This is a genomic window from Streptomyces sp. NPDC058284, assembly GCF_042881135.1.
Lineage (GTDB): Bacteria > Actinomycetota > Actinomycetes > Streptomycetales > Streptomycetaceae > Streptomyces.
Genome location: NZ_JBHVYE010000043.1, coordinates 1 through 25,514 on the forward strand (window position 1 = coordinate 1; position 25,514 = coordinate 25,514).

Consider the following 25,514-nt stretch of genomic DNA (forward strand, 5'->3'; position numbering starts at 1 on the left):
ACTCGCTATCCCTGCGTCACGCTGCCCGGACAATGGGGCTACAGGATGCTCGGTGCTCCGTTCGCACATACCCCCACGTCCCCTCCGGCCGGTTTCGCGGCTGCGGCCCGGTGGGGGCGTGCCCCTACTCCGGCCGTACGTCGCAGGGTGAACGGGTGGGTGGGTGGGATACATCCGCCGCGAAGCGGCGGGCCCGTTCGTACTCGCAGATGGGAGACGGGGGGAGATACCCGCCTACCCGCCCACTCCGCCGCGAAGCGGCGGGCCCGTTCGTACCCGCAGATGGGAGACGGGGGAGGCCCCCACCCCTCACACATCCACCCGCAACCCTTCAAGGCCCCGCATCACGAAATTGGCCCCGCGCAGCGGCTCCGCGGCGAGCCGCAGGTTCGGGGCCCGGCGGAGCAGCGCCCGGAGCGAGGCCGTCAGCTCCAGGCGGGCCAGCGCCGCGCCCACGCAGTAGTGGATGCCCGCGCTGAAGGAGACGTGGGGGTTGTCGCGCCGGGCGAGGTCCAGATCGGCGGGGCGGGTGAAGACCGCGGGGTCGTGGTTGGCGGAGCCGAAGAGGAGGGCCAGCTCCGCGCCGCGGGGGATCGTCACGCCGCCGATCTCGATGTCGTCGAGGACCCAGCGCTCGAAGAGCTGCAACGGGGTGTCGTAGCGCAGCAGCTCCTCGACGGCCGTGGGGACGAGCCCGACCGGATCCGCGCGCAGGGCGGCCAGCTGCGCGGGGTTGCGGAACAGCGCGTACCACCCGTTGACCGTGGCGTTCACGCTCGCCTCGTGCCCCGCGTTCAGGAGCAGCACGCAGGTCGAGATCAGCTCCTGTTCGCTGAGGGACTCCCCGTCCTCGTACGCCGCGATCAGGCCCGAGATCAGGTCGGGGCCCGGCCTCTCGCGCCGGACCGCGATCAAGTCCCGTAGGTACGCGCTGAATTCGAGCGACGCACGTACCGCTCGCGCGGCCGTCTCCTCGGACGGGTTCAGCTCGTACATGCCGCAGATCGCCGCCGACCAGGGGCGCAGCAGCGGCCGGTCGGACTCAGGGACGCCCAGCATCTCGCCGATGACCGCGACGGGGAGCGGCTCGGCGACGCGGGCCGCGAGGTCGCCGCCCCCGGCCGCCACCAGGTCACACGCCAGCCGGTCCGCCAACCCCTCGACGTACGGCCTGAGTTGTTCGACCGTACGCGGGGTGAAGGCCTTCGAGACGAGGCGGCGGATGCGGGTGTGCGTGGGCGGCTCCAGGTCCAGCATGCCGTTGTCGTTGAGGACGTGGAACGGTTCGTGCTCGGGCGGCGGGGCCGCGCGGCCGAACTCCTCGTGGGTGAAGCGGTGCAGGTAGGTGCGGCCCAGGCGCCGGTCGCGCAGCAGGGCCGCGACGTCCGCGTGGTGCGGGATCAGCCACTGGCCGGTCGGCGCGCAGTAGTGGGCGCGGCCCGCCGCACGCAGCCGCGCGTACGCCGGGTAGGGGTCGGCCACGAACTCCGGCGACGAGGGGTCGAAGCCCGCGAAGGACGAGGCGGGCGCGGCCGCGGTGGACCCGGGTACCTCGGAAGGTGCGGAACGTGCGTCCATGGAGCGACGCTAGACCCGCGCACCGCCCGTGACCAGTCCCCCTGTGGACGGCCTCTCAGAGCCTGTGTCATATCCCCGGCCGGGTGGTCGCCGCCTGGCCGGGAATATGACACAGGCTCTCACCCCGGTGTGACCAGCCTCGCCTCGTACGCGAACACCGCCGCCTGCGTGCGGTCCCGCAGGCCCAGCTTCACCAGGACCCGGCTGACGTGCGTCTTGATGGTGGACTCGGCGACCACGAGCCGGGAGGCGATCTCCGCGTTCGACAGGCCCTGCGCGATGAGGACGAGGACCTCCGTCTCGCGCTCGGTGAGTTCGCCGTACTGCTGGGCCTGGACCGCCGCCGACAGCCGCGGCGCCTCCGCCAGCTTCGAGAACTCCGTGATCAGGCGGCGCGTCACCGTCGGCGCGAGCAGCGCCTCACCGGACGCCACCACCCGTACACCGTCGGCGAGTTGGCGCGCGGAGGCGTCCTTGAGGAGGAACCCCGAGGCTCCCGCGCGCAGCGCCTGGTACACGTACTCGTCGAGGTCGAAGGTGGTCAGGACGAGGACCTTGCAGCCGCCCGTAGCACCCGTGCCGCCCTCGGAGGCGACGATCTCGCGGGTCGCCTCGATGCCGTTCATCTCGGGCATGCGGATGTCCATCAGGACGACGTCGGGGGCGAGTTCACGGACCCGGCGGACCGCCTCGCGGCCGTTGACGGCCTCGCCGACGACCTCGATGTCGGGCATGGCGTTGAGCAGGACGGAGAACCCTTCGCGGACCATCATCTGGTCGTCCGCGATGAGGACGCGGATCGTCATGCGACGTCCTCTCCGGCCGGTACCGACCGCTCCGCGTGCGGGACGGGCACGAAGACGGTGACCTCGTAACCGCCGTCGGCGGTCGCCTCCGCCGTCATCTCGCCGTTCAGCATCGCGACGCGCTCCCGCATGCCGGTGACGCCGTGCCCGGCGCCCGGCGACGGCTTGACCAGGCCGGTCGGCGGGCCGTTGACGATGCGCAGGCCGAGCCCGCCGAGAACGTAGCCGACCTCGACACGGGCCGCGGCACCGGGCGCGTGCCGCAGGCTGTTGCTGAGCGCCTCCTGAACGATGCGGTACGCCGAAAGCTCCACGCCCTGCGGCAGCTCGCGGGCCGCCCCGGTGATCACCTTGTCGACGGTGAGGCCCGCCTCGCGGACGTTGTCCAGGAGCCGGTCGAGGTCGGCGAGGGTGGGCTGCGGGGCGTCCGGCGCCTCGTAGTCCTCGGCCCGTACGACGCCGAGGACGCGGCGCAGCTCGGTGAGGGCGGCCACCGCGTTCTCGCGGATCGTCACGAAGGCCTGCTCGAGCTCGGGCGGCGGGTTCTCCACGCGGTAGGGCGCGGCCTCGGCCTGGATGGCGACCACCGACATGTGGTGCGCGACGACGTCGTGCAGCTCGCGGGCGATGGTGGTGCGCTCCTCGAGGAGCGTGCGCTTGTCGCGCTCGATGGCGGTGACGGTGCGCTGCACGGTGACCTCGCGCTGCGCCTCGCGGCGTACCTGCGCCAGGCTGGTGACCAGCAGTGCGAGCGCGGAGAAGAACAGCATCTGCGGGCTGTCGCTGAAGCCGCCGACGCCGAGGAACACCTCGACCCCCGCCGCGTACGCGGCGGTCGCCACCCACATCCACCAGGCGGTGCGCGGTCCGTTCCGCGCCGCCACCACGACCATCACCGCCAGGTGCGCGAAGAAGGCCGCGGGGGTCCACGGCCAGCCGTCCCAGGTGTTCCCGAGCACGCCGGTGAAGGGGGTGGTGGCCAGCGAGATCCAGAAGGCGCCGACCGGCCTGGCCAGCGTCATCAGGACGGCGGCCATGGGGATCAGGCCGGACAGGGCGTACGCGAAGTGGTTCCCGAGGCCTCCCGTCCCGAAGGCGAGCATCAGGGTGATCGCGGCGGCTGCCGCCACGAGGGCGTGCGGGGTCCAGGCCGCGTACGGGCGTATCCGCTGCGGCAGGCGGCTGCTCAGCGGTCCGTCCGTGCTCCTCGGCGGCAGCGGGCGGTAGTCGAAGGCGTCGTGGAACAGCGCCTCGCGCAGGCCGCCGACGACGCCTGCCACCAGGCGGTACTCGGGGCTTCTCGGGCCTCTGGCCTCGATCGGATCTGTCTTCTCGGTCACGGCTACGACGTTACGGTGGCTCCGCCGCGGGGGCGTCCATAGCGAGGGGGGTTCCCCGGCGTCCGTCCCAAGTACTACAGCGCTCCGCCCGCGCCCTTGCGGAGCCCAGGCTCTCAGTACCCCGAGGGGCGCACGACGCCCGTCTCGTACGCGAAGACCGCCGCCTGCGTGCGGTCGCGGAGGTCCAGTTTCAGGAGGATGCGGCCCACGTGCGTCTTCACGGTCTGCTCGGCGACGACGAGGCGCGCCGCTATCTCCGCGTTCGAGAGGCCCTGGGCGATCAGGGAGAGGACCTCCGTCTCGCGTTCGGTGAGTTCGCCGACGCGGGCCCTCAAGGGGCCGCGCGGGGTGCCGTCCAGGCGGGAGAACTCGGCGATCAGGCGGCGGGTGATGCCGGGCGCGAGCAGCGCGTCCCCCGCGGCCACCACGCGGACGGCCTCGGCGAGCTGGGCCGCCGACGCGTCCTTGAGCAGGAAGCCGGAGGCACCGGCGCGGAGCGCGTCGTACACGTACTCGTCGAGGTCGAAGGTGGTGAGGACCAGGACGCGCACCTCGGGCAGGTCCGACGTGATGCGGCGGGTGGCCTCGATGCCGCTCAGTTCGGGCATGCGGATGTCCATCAGGACCACGTCCGGGGTGAGCTCGGCGACCTTGGCGACCGCGTCCGCGCCGTCGACGGCCTGGCCGATGACCCCGATGTCCGGCTCCGCGTTCAGCAGGACGGTGAAGCCCTGCCTGACCATGACCTGGTCGTCGGCGATGAGGACGCGGATCGTCATGTCTTGTTCTTTCCTTCGGTGGAGGAGGCGGGGGTGTGCGCCGTGTTCGTCACGTGTGCCGTGCTCGTCATGGGCGCCGTGCTCGTCATGGGCGCCGTGCTCGTCGCGTTCGCCGGCAGGAACGCGGCGACCTCGTAGCCGCCGTCCGGCAGCGGGCCCGCGGCGAGGTCGCCGCCCAGCATGGCGACCCGCTCACGCATGCCGAGCAGCCCGTGGCCCGCACCGGGCGAGGGCGGCGCCTTCCTTGTCGCGCCGGAGTCGGTGACGCGTACGCGCAGGCCGCCGCGGGTGTACGCGAGGTCGACCCGCACCGTCGAGCCCGGCGCGTGCCGGATCGCGTTGCTGAGCGCCTCCTGCACGATGCGGTACGCGGAGAGGTCCACGCCCGGCGGCAGCGGGCGGGGCTCCCCGGCGCTCTCACGGCGGACGGTGAGGCCCGCCGCGCGCGCGTTGTCGAGGAGGCCGTCCAGGCGGTCGAGGGTGGGCAGCGGGGCCTGCGGGGCGGCCTCGGGGGCGTCGGGGTTCTCCGAGCGCAGGACGCCGAGGACGCGGCGCAGCTCGGTGAGGGCTTCGAGGGCGTTCTCGCGGATGCCGTCGAGGTTCTCCCTGAGCGCGTCGGGCGGGTCCTTCACCAGGTGCGGGGCGACCTGTGCCTGGATGGAGATCACGGACATGTGGTGGGCGACGACGTCGTGCAGTTCGCGGGCGATCCGGCCGCGCTCCTCCAGGAGGGTGCGGCGGGCCCGCTCCTCCGCGGTGAGCGTCTCCTGCTCGACGAGCCGGGTACGGGTCTCGTGGCGCCCGCGCAGCAGCGTGCCGAAGAGGGTGACGGCGCCGAACACGAGCGCCGAGAGGGGGACCGTCGTGTTGGAAGGGCCCGGCCCCGGGCTGGTCGTCAGTTGCAGCAGGAGCGGGAGGCCGATGGCGAGGGCGCAGGCCGCCCAGGCCGCCCGGGGCCGCAGCCGCAGGGTGAGCAGCAGGGTCACCGTGGCGTGCGCGAGCAGCCCGGGGGGACTCCACGGCCACGGCTCGGAGCCGCGCCCCGGCGGAAGGGTCGTCATCCCGGCGACGGTCGTGTTCACGGCGAGGGAGAGCCACCACGCGGGGACGGGCCGGACCAGCGCCAGTACAACGGCCGCGGCCTGCGCCAGGGCCATGACGCGGCCCGCCGGGTTGCCGAGGTGGTAGCGCTGCGACATCTGGTCGAGGTTGCCGAGCCCCGTGCCGAGGGTGACGTACACGATCACGATGTGCGGGGCCCAGCGCAGCAGGCGCGGCCTGCCGAGCGGCGGCAGCGGCATCGGCGCCACCGTCCACAGCTCCTTGGCCAGACCCCGCAGTCCCGACCGCACAGCCCCGTCGAACCGCTCCCCGTCGCCGCTCCCGCGGCCCCCACCGTTCACAAGATCAACCCTAGACACGCCGCGCCACCTTCACTCCCGCGCCCCCGGACCCGCGCCGCACCGGCGTCCGGCCGCCCTTCTCGTACGTACGGAACGCCGCCCAGCACACCGCGAGCCCCAGCCCGAACACCGGCAGCCAGGCCAGCCTGGCGAGCGCCCAGCCCCAGCCGTCCGGCACCGTGTGCAGGCCGGGCAGCGGACCGCCGGAGAGCAGGCCGAGCGCGGTGACCGCCATCAGTGCCGTCTGGTGCCAGAGGAAGACCGTCATCGCGGAGAGGTTGGTGAGCGCCACCGCCGCCCAGATGGCGGGCCCGCGCATCCACCGGGCCAGCGGCTCACGGAGCAGCAGCGCCAGGCCGCACTGGGCGAGGCCGAACGTGACGGCCGCCAGGGTCGGCGGGTTCAGGTTGGAGACCGGCGCGCCCGGCACGCCGACCATCGAGGCCGGGTAGCCGCCCCACAGGACGAGACCCGCGGTCGCCGCCGCGCCGCCCACCAGGAGCACCCGGCCCGCGGTCCGCGTCAGCTCGCCCCGCGCCCAGGCGGCGCCCAGCGTCCACGGCACGAGCCAGCCCGCCGCGAGGTTGACCCAGCCGAGCCAGGCCGGGCCGCCGAAGCCGAACCGCACGAGGTCCACGTGGAGGACGACGGCCAGCGGCCACAGCGGATGGAGCCGCCGCACCAGCGGGGTGGCCGCGGTGAGGACGGCGAAGACCAGCAGGAACCACAGCGGCGACAGCGCCAGCTTGACCAGCGTGTGCACGGTGTCGGGGCGGGCCCCGGACAGGACCAGGCCCGCTCCCGCGGCCGTCCACAGCACGAGGACCGCGGCGACCGGCCGGAAGAGGCGGCCGAGGCGGGCCGCGAGCCAGGAGCCGTAGCCGGTGCCGCGGGCGCGGGCCGACACGTAGCTCCCCGTCGCCACCTGCCCGCCGACCAGGAAGAACACGGCGAGCGTCTGGAATATCCAGGAGACAGGCGCGAGCCACGGCAGGTGCTGCAACGGGCTCGCGGCGTGCAGCGCGCCGCCGTCCGACACCAGGGCGGTGACCAGCCAGTGCCCGCCGACCACGCCGAGGATGGCGAAGGCCCGCAGCGCGTCGACGGCACGGTCGCGGCCGGGCGGCGTCGCGGCGTCCACGCGCCGCGCGAGGACGGAGAGGCGACGTTCACGCATGGCGGGCCACCGGTCCTTCGCCGCGCACGATCCGCGCGAGGTTGCCGAGCGGTACGGAGCCCGGCTTCAGGTAGTCGCTGTGGCCGCCGTCGCCCGCCGGGAAGACGCGGGCGCCGAAGCCGTCGGAGACCGGGTCGGTGCCGAAGCCGACGGTGGTGCCGAAGAGGCCGACGCTGGTGTGCGGCACGTCGGCGATCCAGTCGCCCGCGCCCCGGCCCGCCCAGATCCGGGCCGGGGTGTGCAGGTCGGCGGCGTTGTCGGCGCCGGTGCCCGGGCTGCCGTAGAGCGCGATGTCGGCGACGTCCAGGCCGCGCGGGCCCGAGGCCGCCTCTGCGCACACCACCGAGCCGTACGAGTGGCAGAGCAGCGAGACGCGAGCGCGGGCGTTGATGCCGCGCAGTTCACCGACGAACGAGCGCAGCGCGGGCGCCGCGTCCTGCGCGCGGCCCGGCGTCAGGACGGCGGGGCTGACCGTGCCCGGCGTCTCGTAGCCGAGCCAGGCGACGACGGCCGTGCGCGGTCCCGCCGCCGCGCGCAGGGCGCGGGCGCCGGAACGGAGCCTGCCGTACGAGTCGAGGGAGGTGTCCGAGCCCGGCACCAGGACGGCGACGCTCCTCGCGCGGGCCAGGTCGCCGAAGACCTCGGCGGTGCGGCCCGTGCCGCGCCCGTCGAAGGCGAGGAAGTTCCGGCCGGGTGCGGCCATGGCGCGCAGCGCGGCGGCCCGCTCCGTGGCGCCGTACCCGTCGGCCCGCACCGCCGCCTCGGTGGTGTTCGCCCGGTTCGCCGCGTACGCGGCGGGGAGCGTCGCCGCCGTGACCCGGCCGAGGGCCGCGGGGGCGGGAGCCGGGATCTCTGGGCGGGCGGCGCCCGACACCGGGATCACCACGGCTGCCGCGACCCCGGCCGCCAGCAGAGTGCGGCGCAGCCGCCCGGCCCTGATCCTCATCGTGTCGTTCCCTTCCGCCGCCGCGCGGGCCGGTGCTCCGACTCGCGTACACGGAAAGGAAGTTATGGATCAGCGGTTGTCGCTCGCATCCCGCTGGGGTATACAGCCGCGGGGTAGCTCTCAGGTATGACGGGTAGTCCCGGGGTCTCCGGCACCGCGGCCCTGAGCGCTCGTCAGAAGGCGAGTTGCGCGATCTCCTCGGCGACCACCGCGCAGGCGTCCGCCGCCGGGTCGATCAGCGGGAAGTGCCCCACGTCCTCCAGGAGCGTGAGCCCCACGACCTCGCCCGCCTTGGCGGCCGCGTCGGCGTACGCCTCCGCCACCGCCTGCGGCACGGTGATGTCGGTGCGCCCCTGCACCACAGTGGTGGCGATGCCCGTCGGGAGCAGCGCGGCCGGGTCGGCGTACGGCAGCCGCTCCTCGAACCGGTCCGGCCCGCCGAGGAGTTGCACCGACGCGCCGCCGCAGACCGCGAGGTCCTCGGCGGCGCGGAAGTCCGCGATCGGCGCGAGCGCGACGACGCCGCGCAGCGGGGCCGGGCGGGCCGTGCGCCAGGGGGCGTCGGCGGGCAGCAGGTGCCGCGCGGCGGCCCAGAGGGCGAGGTGGCCGCCCGCGGAGTGCCCGGTCACCACGGTGCGGCGCGGGTCGGCGGACGGCAGCGCGTCCCGTAGAAGTGCGGGCAGCGCGTCGAGGGCCGCCGCCACGTCGTCGAAGGTCTCGGGCCAGCGCCCGGCGACCGGGGCCGCGCCGCCCTGCGCGGGGATCGGACTGCCCCTGCGGTACTCGACGTTGGCCACCGCGAAGCCCCGGCGGGCGAGGAAGTCCGCGAACGGCGTGATGTGCCGCCGGTCGTACGGTGCCCGCCACGCGCCGCCGTGCAGGACGACGACGAGCGGCGCGGGGCGGGTCGCGGCGCCCTTGGGAGCGTAGAAGTCGACGACCTGATCGGGGTGTTCCCCGTACGCGGCGGTGGCGTCCGGCTCCACGGCGGGATGCGCGAGGGCGGCCTCGGCCTCGGCGGCATCGCGGGCCACGGCGGCGTCGTCCGGCATGCGGCAACCTCTCAACGGCAGTGCGCCTTGCGGCGTCGCCCCCCGCGCGGAAAATGCGGGGGGCAAGATCCGCCGGACGCTATCAGTCCAGCGTGTCCGCCAGCACCCGGGCGGCCCGCTCGGCGTCCGCGAACGACACGTACAGCGGCGTGAATCCGAACCGCAGTACGTCCGGAGCGCGGAAGTCGCCGATCACGCCCTGCTCGATGAGGCGCCGCATCACGTCACCGGCGCCCGCGCAGCGCAGCGCGATCTGGCTGCCGCGCTCCGCGTGCGCGCCCGGAGTGAGGGACACCACGCGCCCCTCGGGTACGTACGCCCCGACGCACCGCAGGAAGAAGTCGGTCAGGGCGAGGGACTTGGCACGCACCTCGTCGACGGAGACACCGTCCCAGACGTCGAGCGCCGCCTCCAGGGCGAGCATCGACAGGATGTCCGGCGTACCGACCCGCCCGCGCAGCGCCCCGTCGGCCGGCTCGAACCCGGACCGCATCCCGAAGGGCTCGGCGTGCGAGTTCCAGCCGGGCAGCGGCGAGTCGAAACGGTCCTGGAGGCTCTCGCGTACGTAGAGGTAGGCGGGCGAACCGGGGCCGCCGTTCAGGTACTTGTACGTGCAGCCCACCGCGAGGTCCACACCGTGCTCGTCGAGCCCGACGGGCAGCGCGCCCGCGGTGTGGCACAGGTCCCAGACGGCGAGCGCACCCGCGTCGTGCACGGCCCGCGTCAGTCCTGGCAGGTCGTGCAGGCGGCCGGTGCGGTAGTCGGCGTGGTTGAGCAGGACGGCGGCGGTGCGCTCGCCGAGTGCGCCGGGTACGTCGGCGGGGGCGACGGGGACCAGGCGGCAGCCGGTGAGGCGGGCCGCCGACTCGGCGATGTACCCGTCGGTGGGAAACGTGGTGGCGTCAACGACGATCTCGTCCCGTCCCTCGTCCGGGTCACGGGCGATACGGACGGCGCCCACCAGCGCCTTGAAGACGTTCACGCTGGTCGAGTCGCCGACCACGATCTGGCCGGGGGCGGCGCCGACCAGCGGGGCGATGCGGTCGCCGATCCGCTCGGGCGCGGTCCACCAGCCGCTCTCGTCCCAGGAGCGGATGCGCAGCTCGCCCCACTGGCGGGCGACGACGTCGGCGACCCGGCCCGGCACGTTCGCCGGCAGGGCGCCCAGCGAATTGCCGTCGAGGTAGACGGTGTCGTCGAGGACGAACTGCTCGCGCTTGGCGCGGAGTACGTCGTCGGCGTCCAGCTTCGCGGCTTCGCCCGCGAGGTCGGGCAGTACGGCGCCGATACGGTCGTCGGACGTCCGGTCGTCGGACGTCCGGTCGTCGGACGTCCGGTCGTCGGACGTCCGGTCGTCGGACGTCCGGTCCTCAGAGGTCCGGTCCTCCGACACCCGGTCCGCGGAGGTCCGGTCCTCAGAGGTCCGGTCCTCAGACATCCGGTCCTCCGACACCCGCCCCTCCGACACCCGGTCCCCAGAGGTCCGGTCCTCAGACATCCGGCCCTCCGACATCCGGCCCCCAGAGGTCCGGCCCTCAGACATTCGCCCCTCAGACACCCGGTCCTCAGACATGGCTCCTCGCAGTCCACAGCTCGGGGAAAACGTTTTTCTGCGCCCGCTTCTCCAGCCACGCCACACCGGCGGAGCCACCCGTGCCCGTCTTGGAACCCATCGCGCGGCGGGTGGCGACCAGGTGGTCGTTGCGCCACCGCCAGACCAGCTCGGCGACGTCCGTCAGGGTCTCGCCGAGCCGGGCGAGATCACCGCTCTCGTCGCCGGAGTAGAGCTCGGCCCAGACGGCCTCGACCTCGGGCGACGGCTCGTACTTCTTGGCGAGGTCGCGCTGGAGCACGGCGTCCGGGATCGCGTACCCGCGCCGGGCGAGGAGGCTGAGCACCTCGTCGTACAGGCTCGGCTCCTGCAGCGCCTTCTCCAGCTCCGCGTGGACGCGCGGCGAGCCCCGGTGCGGGACGAGCATGGACGCCGACTTGTCGCCCAGCAGGAACTCCATGCGGCGGTACATCGCGGACTGGAAGCCGGAGCCCTCGCCGAGCGAGCCGCGGTAGGAGTTGAACTGGGCGGGGGTGAGCTGGGCGAGCGGCTGCCAGGAGGCGTTCAGGGCCTCCAGCTCGCGCAGGCTGCGCTTGAGCGCGTTCTGCGCGGTGGGGATGTCGTCGCGCCGCAGGGCGTGCGCCGCGGTCTCCCACTCGTGGACGATCACCGTGAACCACAGCTCCATGACCTGCGTGGTGACCAGGAAGACCATCTCGCCGGGGTCGTCCGAGCGCAGGTGCTGCAGGTGGGTGAGGACGTCCGCCTGGACGTAGTCCTCGTACGGCGTGGTGCCCGCGAAGTCCAGGTTCGGGCTCTCGGCCCCGGACACCTCGGACGGCTCCGACACCTCGGTGGACGCCGCGCGCTCCTCGGGGGATGCCTCATGCGTCTCTGGGGACATCGCTGTCTCCTCGATACGTACTCCGGGTAGCGGTCCGCCCCTGCCGTTACCGGCACGGGGGCCCCGGTCCCCACCGGAATCCTCCGCAACTTTCCCGCAATCGGCAAGGCCCGTACGCGCCACACAGCAGCGAACGAGCTACGCAGCTGTCGCCCCGGGCGCCCGGTGACGGCACCCCGGACGACGCCGCCCCTCAGCCCTGCGCGCGACGGCGCTCCCGGCAGGCCCGCAGATGCGCCGCGTTCCCGCAGCCCCGCACCGAGTGCCAGACCCCGCTGTTGTTGCGGGAGCGGTCGTAGAACGCGGCGGCGCAGAATTCGTTGCGGCAGATCTTCAGCCGCCGCCAGACGCCCGTGGCCTGGGCGAGCAGCCCCTCGGCGAGGACGGCGGAGGCCAGCCAGCGCGCGCCCGCACCCTCCGGCTGGACGGACAGGGCGCCGTCCCCGGAGAGTTCGACCACGACCGGAGCCGACGTGAAGCGCACCGAGCCCCCGTCCCCGCAGTCCGCGGCCAGCGCCCGGCCGAGCTGCTCCCGCAGGCACCGCAGCTGCGGCAGGTCGCCCGCGGCCAGGGTCAGCCGCACGGCGCCCCGGCCCGTCTCACGGGCCCAGGACCGTACGGCCAGGTCGGCCCAGTCCTGGGCGCGGTCGAGCGCCCCGTCGGCGAGCGGGTCGACGGAGTCGAGGTGGCCGGCGGGCGCGGTGTTCAGGAGGTCCTGGACGAGGGCGAGGCCGCCGGGCGCGGGGGTCAGACGGAGGCGCTCGGTCGCGGGCCAGTTCATGCGCTCCACGGTACCCGGCCTGACTGCGACATCAGTGAAAGGCTTACAGTGCTGTTAGACGCGTATGCCTCTGTTCGCGCCGGAAACTCTGCAGAAACTCCAGGAGCCCGCATGGAAGCCACGGAAACCACCACCGCACGAGCCGCGCGAATCCTCGGCCGCCCCTTCGACATCAACGGCCTCAGCGTCCGCAACCGCATCGCCATGGCACCCATGACCCGCGAGTTCTCCCCGGACGGCGTGCCCGGCGCGGATGTGGCGGAGTACTACGCGCGCCGCGCCGCGGGCGGCGTCGGCCTGATCGTCACCGAGGGCACGTACGTCGACCACGCGTCGGCGGGCAGCAGCCACCGCGTCCCGCACTTCTACGGCGACGCGGCGCTCGCGGGCTGGCAGCGGGTCACCGAGGCCGTGCACGCGGCGGGCGGGAAGATCGTCCCGCAGCTCTGGCACGTCGGCGCCACCCGCGACGAGGGCCAGGGTCCGGTACCCGCCGCTCCCCCGGCGGGCCCCTCCGGCCTCGGCCTCGACGGCGCCCCCAAGGGCCACGCGATGACCGGCGCCGACATCGACGCGGTCATCGAGGCCTTCGCCGACAGCGCCGCAGCCGCCGAGCGGATCGGCTTCGACGGCGTCGAACTGCACGGCGCGCACGGCTACTTGATCGACCAGTTCCTCTGGGGCGTCACCAACCGCCGCACCGACGGCTACGGCGGCAACCTCGCCTCCCGCGCCCGTTTCGCCGCGGAGATCGTCGAGGCGGTCCGCGCGGCGGTCTCGCCGACGTTCCCCGTGATCTTCCGGCTCTCCCAGTGGAAGGCGCACGCGTTCGACGCGAAGCTGGCCACGGAGCCGGGCGAACTCGAGGCCCTGCTCACCCCGTTGGCCGCCGCGGGCGTCGACGCCTTCCACGCCTCCACGCGCCGCTACTGGCTCCCCGAGTTCGAGGGGGCCGACCTCAACCTCGCAGGCTGGGTCAAGAAGCTCACCGGCAAGGCCACGCTGTCGGTCGGCTCGGTCGGCCTCGACAAGGAGTTCGTGGGCCCCCAGGGCTTCGCCGCGGAGGCCACGTCCACCGGCATCGACCTGCTCCTGGACCGCATGGAGCGCGACGAGTTCGACGTCATCGCGGTGGGCCGCAGCCTGATCGCCGACCCGGAGTGGGCGAACAAGGCGCTGACGGGCCGCCTCGCCGAGGCAGCGCCGTACGAGGCCGGCCTTCTGGGTAGCTTGCGCTAGTAACAGCCCGTCAGGCGTTTGCGGACGAGGCCGTTCAGGCCGACAAGGGGGTCCGGGGGCGAAGCCCTCGCGGCAGGGGCCCGGGGGTGACAGCACCCCGGGCCCCGGCTACGTCAGCCGAGCGTAGTCGCAGCCGTCTCCGAAGAGTCCCGCAAGAAGCCCGCGCAGCGCTCGTACTCGTCCTGCTCACCGATCGCCTGCGCGGCGCGCGCGAGACCGTGCAGCGCCCGCAGGAAGCCCCTGTTGGGCTCGTGCTCCCACGGTACGGGCCCATGGCCCTTCCAGCCGCTGCGGCGCAGGGCGTCGAGGCCGCGGTGGTAGCCGGTGCGGGCGTACGCGTACGACTCGACGACGCTGCCCCGCTCGTACGCCTCGTCGGCCAGCTGCGCCCAGGCGAGCGAGGACGTGGGGTACTTCGCGGCGACGTCGGCGGGCGCCGTGCCGTTCGCGAGCAGCTCGCGGGGCTCGGGGTCGTCGGGCAGGTGGGTCGGGGGCGGTCCCCCGAGCAGATCCTTGTGAATGGCCATGGGCCCAAGTCTGCGCCATGCGCGGACGGGACACGCATACGGGCCCGGCTCCCCGCGAAGCGAAGGGGTGCCGGGCCCGTACGTGACGCCGGGGGCGCTACTTCAGCTTCGTGCCCGTGGAGCGCAGGTTCGCGCAGGCCTCGGTGACGCGCTTGGCCATGCCCGCCTCGGCGGACTTGCCCCAGGTGCGCGGGTCGTACGTCTTCTTCGAGCCGACCTCGCCGTCGACCTTCAGGACGCCGTCGTAGTTCTTGAACATGTGGTCCGCGACGGGGCGCGTGAAGGCGTACTGGGTGTCGGTGTCGAGGTTCATCTTCACGACGCCGTTCTCCAGGGCGGTGGAGATCTCCTCGGCGGTGGAGCCGGAGCCGCCGTGGAACACGAAGTCGAAGGGGGACTGCTTGCCGTACTTGGCGCCGACGCCCTCCTGGAGGTCCTTGAGGAGCTCGGGGCGCAGGACGACGTTGCCCGGCTTGTAGACGCCGTGGACGTTGCCGAAGGACGCGGCGAGGAGGTAGCGGCCCTTCTCGCCCAGGCCCAGGGCCTCGGCGGTGCGCAGCGCGTCGTCGACGGTCGTGTACAGCTCGTCGTTGATCTCGTGCGTGACGCCGTCCTCCTCACCGCCGGTCGGGGTGATCTCCACCTCAAGGATGATCTTCGCGGCGGCGGCCTTGGCCAGCAGCTCCTGGCCGATGGCCAGGTTGTCGGCGAGGGTCTCGGCGGAGCCGTCCCACATGTGCGACTGGAAGAGCGGGTTCCGGCCGGCCTTGACGCGCTCGGCGGAGACGTCGAGCAGCGGGCGGACGTATCCGTCCAGCTTGTCCTTGGGGCAGTGGTCGGTGTGCAGCGCGACGGTGATGTCGTACTTCGCGGCGACGATGTGCGCGAACTCGGCGAGGGCGACGGCGCCCGTCACCATGTCCTTGTTGTACTGGCCACCCAGGAACTCCGCACCACCGGTGGAGATCTGGATGATGCCGTCGCTCTCCGCCTCCGCGAAGCCGCGCAGGGCCGCGTGCAGGGTCTGCGAGGAGGTCACGTTGATCGCCGGATAGGCGAACTTGCCTGCCTTCGCCCGGTCGAGCATCTCGGCGTAGACCTCGGGGGTTGCGATGGGCATGTGTCCGCTCCTTGTGATGTGCGGGGTATGTGCTTGGCCCTGACCTATGGGGGCGACGTCATCGTCGCCCCCATCTTTCCAGACTCGCGGGGCGGCTCCGGCCCGGCGAGGCCCCTGCCGGGGCCGGTGTCAGTCGGCCAGGCCGAGGTCGTCCTTCGAGTACGCGAAGAGGTACGGCACGCCCGCGCCCTCGGTGATCTTCTCGCCGGCGCCGGTCGCGCGGTCCACGATGGTGGCGACGCCCACGACCTCGGCGCCCGCCTCGCGGACCGCCTCGACGGCGGTCAGCGGCGAGCCGCCCGTGGTGGAGGTGTCCTCGACGACCAGGACGCGGCGGCCCTTGATGTCCGGGCCCTCGACGCGGCGCTGCATGCCGTGCGCCTTGGCGGCCTTGCGGACGACGAAGGCGTCCAGGCGCTTGCCGCGCGCGGCGGACGCGTGCAGCATCGCGCCCGCGACGGGGTCGGCGCCCATGGTCAGACCGCCCACGGCGTCGAAGTCGAGGTCCTTGGTGAGGTCGAGCAGGACCTGGCCGACCAGCGGGGCGGCCTCGCCGTCGAGGGTGATCCGGCGGAGGTCGATGTAGTAGTCGGCCTCCAGGCCGGAGGAGAGCGTCACCTTGCCGTGCACGACGGCCTTGTCCTTGATCTGCTGCAGCAGCTCGCCGCGTACGTCGTCAGTCATGCGTAAGAGCTTAAAGCCGACGCCAGGCCCAGGTCGTCGCCGTCTCGAGCGGCTCGATGGGGGTCACCAGGCGCGGGTCGGTGTTGAGTCCGTTGGGCGGCCCTGTCTGCGGCTCCACGCACACCGCGGCCTCCTGCTCGTCGTAGACGACGACCCACTGCTCGCGGCTGCTGACGTTGACTTCGAGCTGCTCGGGCCAGGTGAGCGTCACGTCGACGCCGTCGGGCATGCCGAAGCAGTCGTCCCAGGGGCCCGGCTCCGGCTCGATGCGGCGGCCGGTGGGCAGGTGGTCCTCGCCGCGCTCCTCCTGCCAGGCGGCCGTGAAGTCGACACGGACGTCTTGGCCGCCGAGGTTCCTGTTGAACCACGGGTGCCAGCCGGCCTGCGCGGGGAAGGAGCCGCCGTGCGTCTCGATGCCGAGGCGCAGCGTCAGCGCGTCCTCGGTGAGTTCCACGATCTGGGTGACGCGGCCCGGGTAGGGCCAGGGGTCGGTCAGGTCGTACGTGAAGACCGCCTCGCCCGCGCCGCTGCGGGCCGTGCGCCACTCGGCGTCGCGGCCGAAGCCGTGGATGGCGTGCGGCGGGGAGTTGACCGGCATCTGATGGACCGTCGCGCCGTCGCGGAACCGGCCGTTCTCGATCCGGCCGCACCACGGCACCATCGGGAAGGAGCCATACTTCCCGCCTTGCCTCAGCAGCTCCACGCCGCCGATGCGCAGGCTCGCGATGCGGCAGCCGTTGCCCGGCTGCACGGTCAGTTCCGCGTCGCCCGCGGTCAGGGTCACGTCTTCGGTACTCACGGGGCCGACCCTACGGCGTGCCGGGGCCTGTCCGGCGGAGCAGGGTCGGGCAGTCCCTGGGTCGGCGGCGGCGCGGCGCCCTTGCGTCAGCGGCGGCGGCGCAGCGCCCTGCCGACGACGATGGCCGAGGCGAGCGCGAGGGCCGCGGCGGGCGCGGCCCAGCGGAGCGTGGCGCTGGTGGCGAGGGACTCGGGGGCGGGCGCGGGCGCGTACCGGCCGCGGGGCGGGGCGTGGTCGACCTCCTCGGCGCTGCGGCCGATCATGGTGCGGCGCGCGTGCGCGGCTTCGGCGGGCGGTACGTCGATGTTCGCGACGTCGTCCGCCACTTCGGCGTCGGCCTCCAGGGCGTCGAGATCGTCGAGATCCCCGATGTCACCGAGGTCGTCGGTCTCGTCCAGCTCCGCGAGTTCGTCGAGGACACCGGCCTCGTCGGCGTCCGCCTCCACCGTCTCGACGGCCTCGAACACGGTGACCGTGTGGGTGCCGGGGGCGTCATCGGGGCCGGGCGCCGTGGTGGGCGGCGCCGCCTCCGCGAGGCCCTGGGCGAACCGTTCGAGCAGCCGGTGCACCGCGGATTCCACAGCCTGTGGAGAACCTTCGGCGATCCGCCCGTCGGCGGTCGCGCTGCCGCCGAACACGAGGGTCGTCCCCCCGGCGGCCGGCAGGAACCGCACGGTCAGCGAGAACTTCACGGTGCCGGACCCGCGCACCTCCGCGCCCTCCGCCGCGATCGCGTACGAACCGTCGCCGCGCGCGTCGGTCCGCGCCGAGCCGCGGTACGTGATGGTGTGCCCGCCGGACCCGCCGACGCGCACCTTGAGACGCCCGGAGAGCGGATCCGCTCCCTCCTGCGCGTCGCGCTGAAGCCCGGGGACCGCCCCTGCGACCCGTTCGGGGTCCGCGAGGACCTGCCGGAGCCGCTCTGCCGAAACCGGAACGAACACCTCATGCTCCATGGCAGTCGAGCCTACCCAGGAGGTGACCAGTTGTACGACAGTTCGTAAAGGGTTGTACGTCAGTTCGCGTAACGCGGGTGCACGAGGGTGGACGGGGCGAGCCCCGGCCGTCTCGGCGGCTCGGCCGTCCACGCCCCGGCCCGTGCGGCGCCGGATCCGGCCGGGCGCGGCAGCGCGGGCCGCGTCCGCGCGGCGAGCACGAAGCCCCAGTCGCGCGGCGCGCGGGCGCCCTCCGCCGTGCGGTCGGGCCCGGCGGCGAAGCCGGACTGCCGCCCGCCCACCCGGTACGGCACGGTCCGCAGCCCGGCCGCGCGCAGCGTCGCCTCCACCGTCCAGAACGCGCGCGAGCGGGCCGACAGCGGGCCCGCGTGCACGGCGATCCTGCCGGTGCCGGCGAGGACCCGGGTGGCGAGGCCGTAGAACTCCTGGGAGTACAGCTTCGTGCTCGCGGTGATGCCCGGGTCCGGCAGGTCGGAGATCACCACGTCGTACTCCCCGCGCGCGCAGCGCAGCCAGCGGAACGCGTCGGCGTTCACCACGTGGACCCGCGGGTCGCGGTAGGCGTGGCCGTTGAGCTCGCTGAGGGCCGGGTCGTGCCGCGCGAGGTCGACGACGCCCGCGTCGAGTTCGACGACGTCGACGCGGCGCACGCCGCGGTGGCGCAGGATCTCGCGCGCCGCGAGGCCGTCGCCGCCGCCGAGGACCAGGACGCGCGCGTGCGGTCCGCGCATCGCGGGCGCCACGAGGCCCCGGTGGTAGCGCTCCTCGTCACGTCCGCTGATGCGCAGCCGTCCGTCGAGGAAGAGGTCGAGGGAGCGCCGTCGGCCGCCGGTGAGGACGACTTCCTGGACGTCGGTCTGCACGGCGACCCGTACGTCCCCGCCGTACACGGCGCGCCGGGCGGCCCGCTCGAAGTCGTCGACGAGGACGGCGGCGGAGGCGAGCAGGGAGAGGACGAGGACGTTGGTGGTGAGCAGCGCCCAGCGGCCGCGCACGCTGAGGTCCCGCCGGAACAGGCCGAAGACGAGCGCGCCGCCCGCGACGGCGTTGACCGCTCCGGTGAAGAGGGCGCCCGTCAGCTGCCCGAACAGCGGCAGGAGCAGGAAGGGAAAGGCGAGCCCGCCCACCAGGGCGCCCACGTAGTCGGCGGCGAACAGGTCGGCGACGGCGCCGCTTGCGTCCTGGCGGCGGATGCGCTGGATGAGCACCATCAGGAGCGGCACCTCGGCGCCGATGAGTACGCCGATGGCGAGGGAGAACGCGACGAGCAGGAACCGCGATCCGCCGGCCCACACCTCGCCCCGGTCCCCGGTCCACGCGAACGCCGCGTACAACGCCATGGCGCTGCACCCGCCGACCAGCGCGAGCGCCGACTCGACGAGGCCGAACCAGACGGAGGCGCGGCGCCGCAGCCGTTTCGCGAGCAGCGAGCCGATGCCCATGGCGAAGACCATCACGGAGAGCACGACGGAGGCCTGGGTGACGGAGTCGCCGATCAAGTACGAGGCGAGGGCGACGAGTTCGAGTTCATAGACGAGACCGCAGGCAGCGCAGATGAACACGCCCGTGAGAACGAGAAACCGTCCTGTCTGGGGTGAGACCGGCAACCGCACCGAGGACTCGAGCACGCCTGGAACGCTACGTCACAGGATGCTCACACCGAGTCCCCCACATGGGTGTAACTCTGCTTTCATGCCTGGCGGCCGGCCCGCATTACGGGATTCCCCGCTTACGGGATTCCCCGCTTACGGGATTCCCCGCGTCACAGTGCGACGGGCACCGGCATGCGTACGCCCACGCGGGTCCGTGTCGCCACCAACTGGCCCTCCTGCGGGTACGCGTGCCACGTACGCCACATCAGGGCCCCTTCGTGGCGCTGCGCCAGCATCGCGGTGAAGGCGTGCGGGCTGCCGGGGAACACCCCCGCGAGTCCGTGCGGGTGTTCGGCGACCAGGGCGAGCAATTCCTGTGCGCGGCCCGCGAACTGGCCGGGCGACAACGCCTCCACCCGCGCCGCGAATTCGTACTCCCATTCGCCGACGCGCTTGGAGACGCCCAGCGGCAGCGGTGTGCTGCTGCCGGGAATGCAGGCGACGGTCTCTGAACAGCCGCCTTGATCTTCCTCGAGGAGCACTTGGTGCGAGGCGCCGAGCAGCCTCAACTGCATTCTGGCGTCCGCGAGTTCGACTTCGAGGGTGGCGAGCGCGGGCAGCGGCTCGCGCCCCAGGGTCCAGGCGAGGTCCGCGGCGCGCGTGTCGGTGTACGCGGTGTTCAGGGTCGTGAGCATGGGTCGGCTCCGCTAACACTCAATGGAGGTGGGGCCGGCGCCCCGGTGCGGCCACCGGGAGGTCGGAATGCCGGCTCGTGCCCACGAAGACGTCATCTGACGGGTATCCAGAATGCTTTCTGCGAAACCTGAGACGTACATCCTTGGGCGGTGCTGACGTGTGAGAGGGAATCATGGTCGGCGATGCTGCCACTGCGTTTTTACCCAACTTCGTAGGGTTTCCATCCCCATGAGGGCTGCACAGTTCAACTGTTCAGTACGCCGGTCACACCGCGGCCCGTGAGCACGCCCCCCGTCGTACGCCACCACCCATGGCGAGGCGCCCGGCGGGAACTGTCCGCCCCCGCCGGGCGCCTCCATGGAATCGGTGGACCAGCTGCCCCGTGTCAGCTGCCTCCGCCGCATCCGCCCCCGCCACCTCCGCACGAGGAACCACCCCCGCACGAGGACCCACCGCCCCCGCAGGACGACCCACCACCGCAGGAGTGCCCGCCACCGTGATGGCCGCCGCCGTGGTGCCCGCCGCCGCCGTCACCGCCCCCGGCCCACCAGCCGCCGCCCGCCGAGCTCGACGCGGTTCCCGAGCCCCACCCGGCGCGCTTGCGGCGCTTGCTGTTCCCCCCGTAGTTGACGGCCGCGACCACCGCGAAGACGAACACCGCCACGAAGACGAAAGCCACGATCACGGCCCTCACACTCCTTCAGTTCTGCCGAAGCAGGTCCCCCGTGGGCCGTGCTTCTCGCGTGACAGGGGGATGCCCCTGCCGAAGCCGACGCAAAGCAGAGTTGAGGAACTCCAGAGGTTCGGCGCAGGATGGCGGCCATGACGTCCCCCTCCGGGCGCGAGCGCCCCCTGCTCAACCGCCGTCTCACCGAGTTCGGCACGACCATCTTCGCGGAGATGTCCGCACTCGCGGCGACGACGGGCGCGATCAACCTGGGTCAGGGTTTCCCCGACACGGACGGCCCCGAGTCGGTACGGGAAGCCGCGGTGCGGGCGCTGCGCGACGGCCGCGGCAACCAGTACCCGCCGGGCCCCGGCGTCCCGGAGCTGCGCACGGCGATCGCCGAGCACCAGCGCACCCGGTACGCCCTCTCGTACGACCCCGACCGCGAGGTCCTCGTGACGGCGGGCGCGACCGAGGCGATCGCGGCGTCGCTGCTCGCCCTCGTCGAGCCGGGCGACGAGGTCATCGCGCTCGAGCCCTACTACGACTCGTACGCCGCCTCGATCGCGCTCGCGGGCGGCACCCGCGTCCCCGTCACGCTGCGCCCCCGCGACGGACGCTTCGTCCTCGACCTCGACGAACTGCGGGACGCGGTCACCGACCGCACCCGGCTGATCCTCCTCAACACCCCGCACAACCCCACCGGCACCGTCCTCACCCGCGCTGAGCTCACGGAGATCGCGCGGCTCGCGGTCGAGCGCGACCTCCTGGTCGTCACCGACGAGGTGTACGAGCACCTGGTCTTCGACGACGCCGAGCACCTGCCGCTCGCCACCTTCCCCGGCATGCGCGAGCGCACGGTCTCCATCGGCTCGGCGGGCAAGACGTTCTCGTTCACCGGCTGGAAGGTGGGCTGGGTGACGGCATCCCCGGAGCTGGTCACCGCCGTCCGTTCGGCGAAGCAGTTCCTCACCTACGTCGCCTCAGGACCCTTCCAGTACGCGATCGCCGAGGCGCTGGCCCTGCCCGCCTCCTACTTCGACGGCGTCCGCGCCGACATGCGGGCCAAGCGGGACCTGCTCGGCGCGGGCCTGACGGCGGCGGGCTTCGACGTCTACCGTCCGGCGGGCACGTACTTCATCACGACCGACATCACGCCGCTGGGCGAAGCGGACGGCTTCGCCTTCTGCCGCGCGCTGCCGGAGCGGGCCGGCGTCGTCGCCATCCCGAACGCGGTTTTCTACGACCACCGGGACGCGGGTGCGCCCTTCGTGCGCTTCGCCTTCTGCAAGCGGACGTCCGTCCTGGAGGAGGCGGTGACCCGCCTCAAGTCGCTGGCGGGCTGACCCGCCCGGCACGCCGAGAGCCCGGCGGGGGTGGCATGTGCCACCGCCGCCGGGCTCTCACGTGCGTACGGGCCCTCAGGCCTCGTCGTCGCCGGGCTTCTCCCCGGTCTCGCCCTCGGCGGCGTCGACCTCGGCCTCCAGGCCCAGCTGCTCCACGAGCCAGCGGTCGAACTCGATCGCGGCGCGCACCCAGCTGACCGTCGACGACACGAAGTGCTCCAGGGAGACACCGGTGCCGATCAGCATCTGGGCCTCGCCGATGAGGCGGACCGTGCCGTCGTCGTGCGTGTGGCTGTAGACCTTCGGCCACAGCGTGCGGCGGTTCCAGTCGTCGATCGACTCCAGGAGCTGCTGCTTGGCCTCGATCGTGTGCGGCCGGTCGTAGAACGTCCGCACCGAGAAGACCTGCTGGTCGTCCTCGCCGCGGAACATGAAGTACGTACGGAACTCCTCCCACGGCGCCGCGAGGTCACCCTCGTCGTCGACGACGTGCTTGAGCTCCATCTGGTCGAGCAGCTGCTTGACGAGGTCCTGGTCGGGGACAACGGGGCCCGCCGGTCCTGCGCCCTGCTGCGGATCGGGCTGGCCCCCGAAATTCGGAATGGAGGACGGGTCGATGCTCACGTGCGTGGTCCCTTCGTACGGATTCCGCCATCCTCTCCCAGAAGGGGGTCCCGGTCGCAACCCCGGCACCGCGTCTGCCCGGTTTCCGCCGTTCGCCGTCTGCGGACAAGCCGTGGCCCCTCGCGCGGTTCCCCGCGCCCCTGACGGGGTGCGGGGAACCGCGCGAGGACGGACCACTGCCCGCAGACGCGATGCCGTTACAGCGACTTGCCCGTGGGCGAACCCGTCGCGGGACCCACGATCAGGCCGTCCTCGACGCGGTCCACGCGGACCACGTCACCGTCCTTCACCTCACCCGCGAGGATCTCCTTCGCGAGCCTGTCGCCGATCGACGTCTGGATGAGGCGCCGCAGCGGCCGCGCCCCGTACGCCGGATCGTTGCCCTCGTCCGCGAGCCAGGCCAGCGCCTCGGGCGTGACGTCCAGCGTGAGCCGCCGCTCGGCGAGCCGCTTGGCGAGGCGGCCGATCTGCAGCTCGGCGATGTGCGCCAGCTCGTCCTTGGTGAGCGCGGAGAAGACCACGAGGTCGTCGAGCCGGTTGAGGAACTCGGGCTTGAAGGACGCCCGCACCACCTCGAGGACCTGCTGCTTCTTCTCCTCCTCGCTGGTGAGCGGCTCGACCAGGTACTGGCTTCCGAGGTTGGACGTGAGGACCAGGATGGTGTTGCGGAAGTCCACCGTCCGGCCCTGCCCGTCGGTGAGCCGCCCGTCGTCGAGCACCTGGAGCAGCACGTCGAAGACCTCCGGGTGCGCCTTCTCGACCTCGTCGAGCAGCACGACGCTGTACGGACGCCGCCGGACCGCCTCGGTGAGCTGGCCGCCCTCCTCGTACCCGACGTAGCCGGGGGGCGCGCCCACCAGACGGGCGACGCTGTGCTTCTCGCCGTACTCGCTCATGTCGATGCGGACCATGGCCCGCTCGTCGTCGAAGAGGAAGTCCGCGAGGGCCTTGGCCAGTTCGGTCTTGCCGACGCCGGTCGGGCCGAGGAAGAGGAACGAACCGGTGGGCCGGTCGGGGTCGGCGATCCCCGCGCGGGTGCGCCGCACCGCGTCCGAGACGGCGCGCACGGCCTCGGTCTGGCCGATGAGGCGGCGGCCGAGCTCGTCCTCCATGCGCAGCAGCTTCTGTGTCTCGCCCTCCAGGAGGCGGCCCGCGGGGATGCCGGTCCAGGAGCCGACGACGTCGGCGATGTCGTCCGGGCCGACCTCCTCCTTGACCATGAGGTCCTTGGCCTGGACGGCCTCCTCCTCGGCCTCGGATGCGACTTCGAGGTCGTGCTCCAGGGCCGGGATCTCGCCGTAGAGCAGCTTGGACGCGGTGTCGAAGTCGCCGTCCCGCTGGGCACGTTCGGCCTGGCCGCGCAGCTCGTCGAGCTTCTCCTTCAGCTCACCGACGCGGTTGAGGGACTGCTTCTCCTTCTCCCAGCGTGCGGTGAGGCCGCGCAGCTCCTCCTCCTTGTCGGCGAGATCGCGCCGCAGCTTCTCCAGGCGCTGCTTGCTCGCCGGGTCCGTCTCCTTGCTGAGCGCCAGCTCCTCCATCTTCAGGCGGTCGACGGCGCGCTGGAGCTCGTCGATCTCGACGGGCGAGGAGTCGATCTCCATGCGCAGCCGGGACGCGGCCTCGTCGACGAGGTCGATGGCCTTGTCGGGCAGGAAGCGCGAGGTGATGTACCGGTCGGAGAGGGTGGCGGCGGCGACGAGCGCGCTGTCGGCGATCTGGACCTTGTGGTGCGCCTCGTACCGCCCCTTGAGCCCGCGCAGGATCGCGATGGAGTCCTCGACGCTCGGCTCGGCGACGAGGACCTGCTGGAAGCGCCGCTCAAGGGCGGGGTCCTTCTCGATCCGCTCGCGGTACTCGTCGAGGGTGGTCGCGCCGACCATCCGCAGCTCACCGCGGGCGAGCATGGGCTTGAGCATGTTCCCGGCGTCCATGGCGGAATCGCCGCCGGCCCCGGCGCCCACGACGGTGTGCAGCTCGTCGATGAACGTGATGATCTGCCCGTCGCTCTCCTTGATCTCGGAGAGGACGGTCTTGAGGCGCTCCTCGAACTCGCCGCGGTACTTCGCGCCCGCGACCATGGCGCCCAGGTCGAGGGAGACGAGCCGCTTGTTCTTCAGCGACTCCGGGACGTCCCCCTTCACGATGCGCTGGGCGAGCCCTTCGACGACGGCGGTCTTGCCGACGCCGGGTTCGCCGATGAGGACGGGATTGTTCTTCGTACGCCGTGAAAGGACCTGGACCACGCGCCGGATCTCCTGGTCCCGCCCGATGACCGGGTCGAGCCTGCCCTCGCGGGCGGCGGCGGTGAAATCGGTGCCGAACTTCTCCAGGGCCTTGTACTGGCCCTCGGGGTCGGGTGTGGTCACCCGGCGCCCTCCCCTGGTCTTCTCGAATGCGGCCAGCAGCTTCTTGCTGCCGGCTCCGTGCCGGTTGAGTACGTCCCCGGCCTTGCCGCCCTCGGCGGCGATGCCGATGAGCAGGTGCTCGGTGGACAGGTAGTCGTCGCCGAGCTCCTTCGCGCGCTTGGCCGCGTCCGCGACGACGGCCAGCATCTCGCGGTCGGGCTGCGGCGGCGAGACGGTGGACCCCGTCACGCTGGGCAGCGCGGCGAGCACCCGCTCGGTGTCGGCGCGGACGGCGGCCTGGTCGGCCTCGACCGCGGCGAGCAGGTCGACGATGTTCTCGTTGTCCTCGCCCTCCAGCAGCGCGAGCAGCAGATGCGCAGGGGTCAGGTCAGGGTGACCGTCCTGCACCGCGCGGCTGGTGGCCGCGTTGATCGCGTCCCGGCTCCTGTTGGTCAGCTCGGCGTCCACGTGCGCCTCTCCTCCTTACGGGTCCCACCACGTCGTCCTACGGCCCTACGGGTTCCTGTTGAGCCGTACGCGTAACACTGACTTGGTCAACGTACACAAAGTTGAGTCTATTCCACTCAAGGACGAAGCGGGA

23 protein-coding genes are annotated in these 25,514 nt (G+C 72.8%); 2 read left to right on the forward strand and 21 right to left on the reverse strand.

Going from position 1 to position 25,514, the window contains the following annotated elements; genetic code table 11:
- Positions 1 to 309: 309 nt before the first annotated feature.
- The 11 genes from ACFVYR_RS35520 to ACFVYR_RS35570 all read right to left on the reverse strand — a co-directional run bounded on the left by ACFVYR_RS35520 (position 310) and on the right by ACFVYR_RS35570 (position 12,318).
- Entirely contained in the window at positions 310 to 1,578 is a 1,269-nt protein-coding gene (locus ACFVYR_RS35520) for a cytochrome P450 (protein WP_384260372.1), read from the reverse strand.
- Positions 1,579 to 1,697: 119 nt separating this feature from the next.
- Positions 1,698 to 2,384, reverse strand: a complete 687-nt coding sequence (locus tag ACFVYR_RS35525; protein ID WP_384260374.1) for a response regulator — start codon at positions 2,382 to 2,384, stop codon at positions 1,698 to 1,700.
- Positions 2,381 to 3,724 (reverse strand): sensor histidine kinase, encoded by a 1,344-nt coding sequence (locus tag ACFVYR_RS35530; protein WP_384260376.1) that lies wholly within the window; start codon positions 3,722 to 3,724, stop codon positions 2,381 to 2,383. Before ACFVYR_RS35530 ends, ACFVYR_RS35525 begins: the two co-directional genes overlap by 4 nt.
- Before the next feature lie 113 nt (positions 3,725 to 3,837).
- The gene (locus ACFVYR_RS35535) at positions 3,838 to 4,503 is read right to left on the reverse strand and encodes a response regulator (RefSeq protein ID WP_384260379.1); all 666 of its coding nucleotides are present in this window, start codon (positions 4,501 to 4,503) and stop codon (positions 3,838 to 3,840) included.
- Positions 4,500 to 5,906 carry a sensor histidine kinase gene (locus tag ACFVYR_RS35540; protein WP_384260381.1) on the reverse strand — a complete coding sequence of 469 codons (1,407 nt, stop codon included), beginning with the start codon at positions 5,904 to 5,906 and terminating at the stop codon, positions 4,500 to 4,502. Before ACFVYR_RS35540 ends, ACFVYR_RS35535 begins: the two co-directional genes overlap by 4 nt.
- Positions 5,907 to 5,916: 10 nt before the next feature.
- Entirely contained in the window at positions 5,917 to 7,083 is a 1,167-nt protein-coding gene (locus ACFVYR_RS35545) for an acyltransferase (protein WP_384260383.1), read from the reverse strand.
- Positions 7,076 to 8,029: an alpha/beta hydrolase gene (locus tag ACFVYR_RS35550; protein ID WP_384260386.1), complete on the reverse strand. Its 954-nt coding sequence runs from the start codon at positions 8,027 to 8,029 to the stop codon at positions 7,076 to 7,078. Before ACFVYR_RS35550 ends, ACFVYR_RS35545 begins: the two co-directional genes overlap by 8 nt.
- A gap of 173 nt (positions 8,030 to 8,202) precedes the next feature.
- Entirely contained in the window at positions 8,203 to 9,081 is an 879-nt protein-coding gene (locus ACFVYR_RS35555; protein WP_384260388.1) for an alpha/beta hydrolase, read from the reverse strand.
- Positions 9,082 to 9,163: 82 nt separating this feature from the next.
- On the reverse strand, positions 9,164 to 10,519 hold the full coding sequence (gene kynU / locus ACFVYR_RS35560) for a kynureninase (protein ID WP_384260390.1): 1,356 nt from the start codon (positions 10,517 to 10,519) through the stop codon (positions 9,164 to 9,166).
- Positions 10,520 to 10,646: 127 nt separating this feature from the next.
- Entirely contained in the window at positions 10,647 to 11,537 is an 891-nt protein-coding gene (locus ACFVYR_RS35565) for a tryptophan 2,3-dioxygenase family protein (RefSeq protein WP_384260392.1), read from the reverse strand.
- A gap of 193 nt (positions 11,538 to 11,730) precedes the next feature.
- A complete protein-coding gene (locus ACFVYR_RS35570) occupies positions 11,731 to 12,318 on the reverse strand; it encodes a CGNR zinc finger domain-containing protein (protein ID WP_384260395.1) in 588 nt (195 codons plus the stop codon).
- Positions 12,319 to 12,429: 111 nt separating this feature from the next.
- Here ACFVYR_RS35570 and ACFVYR_RS35575 point away from each other — a divergent pair, with 111 nt between their 5' ends.
- The gene (locus ACFVYR_RS35575; RefSeq protein WP_384260397.1) at positions 12,430 to 13,557 is read left to right on the forward strand and encodes an NADH:flavin oxidoreductase; all 1,128 of its coding nucleotides are present in this window, start codon (positions 12,430 to 12,432) and stop codon (positions 13,555 to 13,557) included.
- 113 nt (positions 13,558 to 13,670) lie between these two features.
- On the opposite strand, the gene ACFVYR_RS35580 is transcribed toward ACFVYR_RS35575, so the two are convergent.
- From ACFVYR_RS35580 to ACFVYR_RS35615, 8 genes are all read right to left on the reverse strand, one after another.
- The gene (locus ACFVYR_RS35580) at positions 13,671 to 14,084 is read right to left on the reverse strand and encodes a DUF3151 domain-containing protein (RefSeq protein ID WP_384260399.1); all 414 of its coding nucleotides are present in this window, start codon (positions 14,082 to 14,084) and stop codon (positions 13,671 to 13,673) included.
- A 97-nt stretch (positions 14,085 to 14,181) separates the two neighbouring features.
- Positions 14,182 to 15,204 carry a class II fructose-bisphosphate aldolase gene (gene fbaA / locus ACFVYR_RS35585; protein WP_384260402.1) on the reverse strand — a complete coding sequence of 341 codons (1,023 nt, stop codon included), beginning with the start codon at positions 15,202 to 15,204 and terminating at the stop codon, positions 14,182 to 14,184.
- Between the two features lie 129 nt (positions 15,205 to 15,333).
- Positions 15,334 to 15,888: an orotate phosphoribosyltransferase gene (gene pyrE, locus ACFVYR_RS35590; RefSeq protein WP_384260404.1), complete on the reverse strand. Its 555-nt coding sequence runs from the start codon at positions 15,886 to 15,888 to the stop codon at positions 15,334 to 15,336.
- A 10-nt stretch (positions 15,889 to 15,898) separates the two neighbouring features.
- On the reverse strand, positions 15,899 to 16,687 hold the full coding sequence (locus tag ACFVYR_RS35595) for an aldose 1-epimerase (RefSeq protein WP_384260407.1): 789 nt from the start codon (positions 16,685 to 16,687) through the stop codon (positions 15,899 to 15,901).
- Between the two features lie 86 nt (positions 16,688 to 16,773).
- Positions 16,774 to 17,643 carry an SRPBCC family protein gene (locus ACFVYR_RS35600; RefSeq protein WP_384260409.1) on the reverse strand — a complete coding sequence of 290 codons (870 nt, stop codon included), beginning with the start codon at positions 17,641 to 17,643 and terminating at the stop codon, positions 16,774 to 16,776.
- Between the two features lie 59 nt (positions 17,644 to 17,702).
- Positions 17,703 to 19,271 carry a polyamine aminopropyltransferase gene (locus tag ACFVYR_RS35605; RefSeq protein ID WP_384260412.1) on the reverse strand — a complete coding sequence of 523 codons (1,569 nt, stop codon included), beginning with the start codon at positions 19,269 to 19,271 and terminating at the stop codon, positions 17,703 to 17,705.
- 134 nt (positions 19,272 to 19,405) lie between these two features.
- Positions 19,406 to 19,930, reverse strand: coding sequence for a DUF2617 family protein (locus ACFVYR_RS35610; RefSeq protein WP_384260414.1), 525 nt, complete (start codon positions 19,928 to 19,930; stop codon positions 19,406 to 19,408).
- A gap of 386 nt (positions 19,931 to 20,316) precedes the next feature.
- A complete protein-coding gene (locus ACFVYR_RS35615; RefSeq protein ID WP_384260417.1) occupies positions 20,317 to 20,616 on the reverse strand; it encodes a hypothetical protein in 300 nt (99 codons plus the stop codon).
- A gap of 128 nt (positions 20,617 to 20,744) precedes the next feature.
- Between ACFVYR_RS35615 and ACFVYR_RS35620 the strand changes: the two genes are divergently transcribed.
- Positions 20,745 to 21,944 (forward strand): pyridoxal phosphate-dependent aminotransferase, encoded by a 1,200-nt coding sequence (locus ACFVYR_RS35620; RefSeq protein ID WP_384260419.1) that lies wholly within the window; start codon positions 20,745 to 20,747, stop codon positions 21,942 to 21,944.
- A 75-nt stretch (positions 21,945 to 22,019) separates the two neighbouring features.
- Here ACFVYR_RS35620 and ACFVYR_RS35625 read toward each other — a convergent pair whose 3' ends face one another.
- Positions 22,020 to 22,568: a YbjN domain-containing protein gene (locus tag ACFVYR_RS35625; protein WP_384260422.1), complete on the reverse strand. Its 549-nt coding sequence runs from the start codon at positions 22,566 to 22,568 to the stop codon at positions 22,020 to 22,022.
- A 197-nt stretch (positions 22,569 to 22,765) separates the two neighbouring features.
- Positions 22,766 to 25,381, reverse strand: a complete 2,616-nt coding sequence (gene clpB / locus ACFVYR_RS35630; RefSeq protein ID WP_384263726.1) for an ATP-dependent chaperone ClpB — start codon at positions 25,379 to 25,381, stop codon at positions 22,766 to 22,768.
- Positions 25,382 to 25,514 lie beyond the last annotated feature (133 nt).

Bases quoted from the DNA above. Each gene is read 5' to 3' on its own strand.
- ACFVYR_RS35520 (WP_384260372.1), bottom strand. From the start codon at position 1,578: ATGGACGCACGTTCCGCACCTTCCGAGGTACCCGGGTCCACCGCGGCC.
- ACFVYR_RS35525 (WP_384260374.1), bottom strand. From the start codon at position 2,384: ATGACGATCCGCGTCCTCATCGCGGACGACCAGATGATGGTCCGCGAA.
- ACFVYR_RS35535 (WP_384260379.1), bottom strand. From the start codon at position 4,503: ATGACGATCCGCGTCCTCATCGCCGACGACCAGGTCATGGTCAGGCAG.
- ACFVYR_RS35545 (WP_384260383.1), bottom strand. From the start codon at position 7,083: ATGCGTGAACGTCGCCTCTCCGTCCTCGCGCGGCGCGTGGACGCCGCG.
- ACFVYR_RS35550 (WP_384260386.1), bottom strand. From the start codon at position 8,029: ATGAGGATCAGGGCCGGGCGGCTGCGCCGCACTCTGCTGGCGGCCGGG.
- ACFVYR_RS35555 (WP_384260388.1), bottom strand. From the start codon at position 9,081: ATGCCGGACGACGCCGCCGTGGCCCGCGATGCCGCCGAGGCCGAGGCC.
- kynU (WP_384260390.1), bottom strand. From the start codon at position 10,519: ATGTCTGAGGACCGGACCTCTGAGGACCGGACCTCCGCGGACCGGGTG.
- ACFVYR_RS35565 (WP_384260392.1), bottom strand. From the start codon at position 11,537: ATGTCCCCAGAGACGCATGAGGCATCCCCCGAGGAGCGCGCGGCGTCC.
- ACFVYR_RS35570 (WP_384260395.1), bottom strand. From the start codon at position 12,318: ATGAACTGGCCCGCGACCGAGCGCCTCCGTCTGACCCCCGCGCCCGGC.
- ACFVYR_RS35575 (WP_384260397.1), top strand. From the start codon at position 12,430: ATGGAAGCCACGGAAACCACCACCGCACGAGCCGCGCGAATCCTCGGC.
- ACFVYR_RS35580 (WP_384260399.1), bottom strand. From the start codon at position 14,084: ATGGCCATTCACAAGGATCTGCTCGGGGGACCGCCCCCGACCCACCTG.
- fbaA (WP_384260402.1), bottom strand. From the start codon at position 15,204: ATGCCCATCGCAACCCCCGAGGTCTACGCCGAGATGCTCGACCGGGCG.
- pyrE (WP_384260404.1), bottom strand. From the start codon at position 15,888: ATGACTGACGACGTACGCGGCGAGCTGCTGCAGCAGATCAAGGACAAG.
- ACFVYR_RS35600 (WP_384260409.1), bottom strand. From the start codon at position 17,643: ATGGAGCATGAGGTGTTCGTTCCGGTTTCGGCAGAGCGGCTCCGGCAG.
- ACFVYR_RS35610 (WP_384260414.1), bottom strand. From the start codon at position 19,930: ATGCTCACGACCCTGAACACCGCGTACACCGACACGCGCGCCGCGGAC.
- ACFVYR_RS35620 (WP_384260419.1), top strand. From the start codon at position 20,745: ATGGCGGCCATGACGTCCCCCTCCGGGCGCGAGCGCCCCCTGCTCAAC.